The following is a 4247-nucleotide window of genomic DNA, read 5'->3' as shown; positions in this document are numbered from 1 at the left end:
GAGGTCGCCTCGATCTCCATCGCCGGGCTGTCGGCGCCAAGCCGCATGATCGAGCCCTTGCCGAACTGCCGTTCGATCTGCGCGAGCGCCGATTCCAGCGCCTTCGACTTGTCCATATCCCGCTTGCTCCCAAGGTCGAGGAGGTTTGCCACCGCCATGTCTTTCTCCTTATTTCACAGCCGCCGGGGGGCGGCAATCCTTGCCCGTGTTCCCCAAGTGTTCTTGCACTTATGCAAACAAAGCAGGAACATTTCAACCCAATTCTCGTGATGGCAGTTTGCGCGCGGTTTGGTTAAGGGAGTGTTGACGAAAGTCGACCCAAACCGGGCGGGGACGGCAAAACGGGGGCCAGGAGGCAGGATGCTGGTGTTCTGGGAGCAGAGGCTCGCGTTTCTGGCCACGCCGAAGACCGGGTCGACCGCGATCGCCGCCGCGCTCGAATCGCTGGCGGCGGTGTCGATCCAGCGCCCGCCGCTTCTGAAGCACACCACCGTCCACCGCTACCGCCGCTTCATCGGGCCCTATCTGGAGGCGGCATCCAAGGATACCTTCACCCTCGTCGCCCTAATGCGTGAACCGAAGGACTGGCTCGGGTCGTGGTACCGCTTCCGCCAGCGCGAGGAGACCGAGGCGGGGAGGTCGACGCGGGGCATGAGCTTCGATGAGTTCGTGCAAGCCTGGTGCCGGGACCCTCGGCCCGATTTCGCGGATGTGGGCAGCCAGGGCAGGTTCCTGCGCCCGCGGCAGGGGATGGGGGTGGACCGGCTGTTCCGCTACGAGGAGATCGGGAGCTTCGTGCAGTTTCTGGAGGATCGGTTGGGTTGCGAGATCACCCTGCCCCGGCTGAACGTCTCGCCCTCCGGAGCGACGGAGCTGTCGGAGGAGACCGAGGTGCTGCTGCGGGATTTCGCGGCGGAGGACTTCGCCCTGTATGCGGGGCTGGCACGCTAGGCGCGGGCTTGCCGGGTCCGGTTTCCGGGCATGACAGGCGGGAGGAAAGCGGCTACCTTGCGGGCCAAGGGGCGCGCGAGACCCCGTGAGGCATGAAAGGGCGGACAAGATGAGCGAGATGATGACCACGCGGCGCGGGCTGATGCTGGGCGCCGGAGCCTTGGTGCTGGCGGGGTGCAACAACGGGATCGGGTCGAACGGGGCCAGCCAGATCGAGGCGCGGGTCAGCGCGACGCAGGACTATCTCTTCAACCAGTATCCCGGGACGCGGGACCTGGCGTCGCGGGCGGCGGGGGTACTGTACATGCCCCTGATGACCGAGGCGGGGCTGGGCTTCGGCGGGGCCTTCGGGCGGGGCGCGCTGCGCATCCAGGGGGTGACGGTCGACTACTACGCAGCGGCCAAGGGGTCGTTCGGGATCCAGATCGGGGCGCAGCAATATGCCCATGCCCTGTTCTTCATGACCCCCGATGCGCTGGAGAAGTTCCGCCGCTCCTCGGGTTGGGCGGTCAGCGGGGACGTCCGCTATGCGAGCCCGGAGGAAGGCGCCTCGATCGGCAAGGAGTCGACCGAGATCAATGACGTGATCGCGCTGGTCTTCGGGCAGCAGGGGTTGATCGCGGGGGCGACGCTGAGCGGGGTCAAGTATACCCGGATCATTCCCTGAGCTGCCCGCGCGCGGGCGCAGATCGGACCCTTTCCTTTTCAATGCGTTAGGCGTTGGCCTTCAGGATTTCTTAACCTGCGCCCCCTTGCCGACGGGTCCGGTTTCCTGACGTGACGGAAAGCCGCAACGGGAGTACCCTGCGGCTTTAAAGTCATTTTCAGGAAGGGAGTCTTGCGATGGCAGTTCCGTCATCCGTCTTGAAGGGCTCGGTCGGGTTCGGCGGCAAGAACCAGGGCCCCGATGTCCGGCTGGTGCAGTCGATGCTGAATGCGCTTCCCGCGAGCCGGGGCGGGGCGGCCCCGGCGCTGACGGTCGATGGCATCTGCGGCGCGATGACCAACAGCGCGATCAAGCGCTTCCAGGCTGCGAACCAGTGCTATGCCGACAGCCGGATCGACGTGGCCGCCAAGACGGAAAGGACACTTCTCGGCCTGCTGGACCAGTTGGGCAAGCTGGCCGCGGTGCTCGGCGGGGCCGTCGCCACGGCGCCCAAGGCCCCGACCGGGCCGACAACGGCAGGTCCGAATTCGCCGGTCCGGCGGAAGTATGTGCAGACGGCACGGATGCTGGTGCCGCCGTCCGGGCTGACCAGCGGCGGCAGCGGGCCGAAGGGCGCCACCGGCTGCGGCGAGTTTCCGGGGCGGGTCTTCACCAAGCTGCCGGTGATCCCGCCCGGCCAGCCGGGTGCCTTCAAGGTGCATGTGCCGGGTGCGGGGAACATGTACCTGACCTCGCCCACCACCTGGTGGGAGCAGCTGGCGCAGGCGGTGGACAAGCAGTATTCCCCCGCGAAGAAATGCTGGGTGCCCTTCGGCGGCGGCAACCGGCCCCTGCCCGGCGACATCTACCTTCTGTCGCAATACGACAAGCCGGAGCAGTTCCAGCATGTCGGCGTGGTGCTGGACGCCTCGGGCAGCGAATGGAGCACCTGCGACGGTGGCCAGGGGAATGGCTGGCAATCCGGGGCGGTGAAGCGACAGTTTCAGCCGGATGGCGTGATTACCGGAGAGTTTGGAAACAAGGCCCGGTTGAAGGGCTGGGTGGACCTGGACAACCTCTATGCCGTGGCGCAGGCGAGTTTTCCGGCGTTGAGCTAGAGGGCGGGCGGGTCGCGAACAAGTCGGGCTGAAGCCCGACCTACGGTCGCCCCGCGAAGGCGCTTCCTGCGACATTTGCTAGGCGGGCAATCTGCCCGGCTGTCAGGGCGTGAGCACATTGCGCCCTTCGGGGGTCAGGCGACTTTGCCCACTCCTGCCATGTCGCCACGCCCGGCAATCAGCCCAGCGATTGAAATGTCTTCATCGAGTTCCTCCCAATGCAAGCCCATCGGCGAAAGGCTGACGGCCTGGCGCTGGTCAAGGCTGGCGTGGAGAAGGCGCGGGAACCAGGCGAGCGGGACGCCAAGCGTCCGGCCATCCGACAGGAGGATCCACATGCTGTCGTCGTCGAAGGTGACGCGTTCAGGCGAAATGGTCATGCCATGCCCTTTCGATCAACTCTCTTTGATTTCCCACCACGCCCGCCAAGCGACGCAGGGTGCGGGCGTCAAGTCCGACACTTTCGGCGACGCTGACTTCCGGCCGGAGCCAGAACTTCGCTTCGCCCTGCTCTCCCATGACATGGATATGGATCGGTTCACGAGGGTTCCCCTCGTTAGAGTAGAAGAAGAAGCGAAAACCGTCATGACGGAACACCGTTGGCATGGCTAGACGATATGCTTTGCCGCAGGGTCGGGCAACGGTGTTGCAAGCCTTCGATTGAATCCCGTCCTACTTCAACCGCCGGATCAGGCTGGAGGTGTCGTTCCTTCCCCCGCCCATCAGCTGCACGTCCTTGTAGAACTGGTCCACCAGGGCCGTCACCGGCAGGCGGGAGCCGATCTCGTCGGCGGTGGCGAGGCAGATGCCAAGGTCCTTGCGCATCCAGTCGACCGCGAAGCCGAAGTCGAACTGATCGGCGAGCATGGTCTTGTGGCGGTTGGCCATCTGCCACGAACCCGCCGCGCCCTGGCCGATGACCTCGACCACCTTCTCGCCGTCGAGCCCGGCTTTCTGGCCGAAGGCCAGCGCCTCGGACAGGCCCTGCATCAGGCCCGCGATGCAGATCTGGTTCATCATCTTGGCGAGTTGCCCTGCCCCGGAGGGCCCGATCAGGCGGCAGACGCGGGAATAGGCGGCCATCACCGGCTCGACCCTTGCGTAATCCCCCGGATCGCCGCCGCACATGATGGAAAGCTGGCCGTTCTCGGCCCCCGCCTGACCGCCCGAGACCGGCGCGTCGACGAAGGTGAGGCCTGCCGCGGCGGCCTGGGTGGCAAGCTTGCGGGTGATGTTGGCGGAAACCGTGGTGTGATCGACGAAGACCGCGCCGGGGGACATGGCCGAAAACGCGCCGTCGGGGCCGGTGCAGACCTGGCGCAGGTCGTCGTCGTTGCCGACGCAGGCCATCACGAACTCGGCCCCTTTCGCGGCCAGCGCCGGGGTGGCGGCGGCGCTGCCCTTGTGCTTCGCGACCCAGGCCTCGGCCTTGGCGGCGGTGCGGTTGTAGACCGTCACCTCATGCCCCTTGGCGGCCAGATGCCCGGCCATCGGGAAACCCATGACACCCAAGCCAAGAAATGCCACTTTCG

At 66.1% G+C, this 4247-nt stretch carries 6 protein-coding genes and 1 pseudogene; 3 read left to right on the top strand and 4 right to left on the bottom strand.

Annotated elements, in window-relative coordinates:
• Positions 1–158 (bottom strand): annotated as a pseudogene (locus V7Q39_RS19550) (recombinase RecA); the annotation flags it as partial.
• A gap of 202 nt (positions 159–360) precedes the next feature.
• Between V7Q39_RS19550 and V7Q39_RS19545 the strand changes: the two are divergent.
• The 3 genes from V7Q39_RS19545 to V7Q39_RS19535 all read left to right on the top strand — a co-directional run bounded on the left by V7Q39_RS19545 (position 361) and on the right by V7Q39_RS19535 (position 2715).
• Entirely contained in the window at positions 361–951 is a 591-nt protein-coding gene (locus V7Q39_RS19545) for a hypothetical protein (protein ID WP_333818281.1), read from the top strand.
• 118 nt (positions 952–1069) lie between these two features.
• A complete protein-coding gene (locus tag V7Q39_RS19540; protein WP_333818282.1) occupies positions 1070–1618 on the top strand; it encodes a YSC84-related protein in 549 nt (182 codons plus the stop codon).
• Positions 1619–1794: 176 nt separating this feature from the next.
• Positions 1795–2715: a peptidoglycan-binding domain-containing protein gene (locus tag V7Q39_RS19535; RefSeq protein ID WP_333818280.1), complete on the top strand. Its 921-nt coding sequence runs from the start codon at positions 1795–1797 to the stop codon at positions 2713–2715.
• Between the two features lie 134 nt (positions 2716–2849).
• On the opposite strand, the gene V7Q39_RS19530 is transcribed toward V7Q39_RS19535, so the two are convergent.
• From V7Q39_RS19530 to V7Q39_RS19520, 3 genes are all read right to left on the bottom strand, one after another.
• Positions 2850–3095 carry a DUF2442 domain-containing protein gene (locus tag V7Q39_RS19530; RefSeq protein WP_333818279.1) on the bottom strand — a complete coding sequence of 82 codons (246 nt, stop codon included), beginning with the start codon at positions 3093–3095 and terminating at the stop codon, positions 2850–2852.
• Positions 3079–3321 (bottom strand): DUF4160 domain-containing protein, encoded by a 243-nt coding sequence (locus tag V7Q39_RS19525; RefSeq protein ID WP_333818278.1) that lies wholly within the window; start codon positions 3319–3321, stop codon positions 3079–3081. The genes V7Q39_RS19530 and V7Q39_RS19525 overlap by 17 nt, the downstream gene beginning before the upstream one ends.
• 66 nt (positions 3322–3387) lie before the next feature.
• The coding region (locus V7Q39_RS19520) for an NAD(P)-dependent oxidoreductase (RefSeq protein ID WP_333818277.1) at positions 3388–4247 on the bottom strand (860 nt) is incomplete at its 5' end.

It is taken from the genome of Tabrizicola sp. (assembly GCF_036781545.1).
GTDB lineage: Bacteria > Pseudomonadota > Alphaproteobacteria > Rhodobacterales > Rhodobacteraceae > Tabrizicola.
The sequence above is the reverse complement of the archived record's forward strand: the minus strand, read 5'-3'. Positions and strand labels throughout refer to the sequence as shown.

Excerpts from the sequence above, each read along its gene's own strand:
- V7Q39_RS19530 (WP_333818279.1), bottom strand. The coding sequence starts at position 3,095 with ATGACCATTTCGCCTGAACGCGTCACCTTCGACGACGACAGCATGTGG.
- V7Q39_RS19540 (WP_333818282.1), top strand. The coding sequence starts at position 1,070 with ATGATGACCACGCGGCGCGGGCTGATGCTGGGCGCCGGAGCCTTGGTG.
- V7Q39_RS19525 (WP_333818278.1), bottom strand. The coding sequence starts at position 3,321 with ATGCCAACGGTGTTCCGTCATGACGGTTTTCGCTTCTTCTTCTACTCT.
- V7Q39_RS19535 (WP_333818280.1), top strand. The coding sequence starts at position 1,795 with ATGGCAGTTCCGTCATCCGTCTTGAAGGGCTCGGTCGGGTTCGGCGGC.
- V7Q39_RS19545 (WP_333818281.1), top strand. The coding sequence starts at position 361 with ATGCTGGTGTTCTGGGAGCAGAGGCTCGCGTTTCTGGCCACGCCGAAG.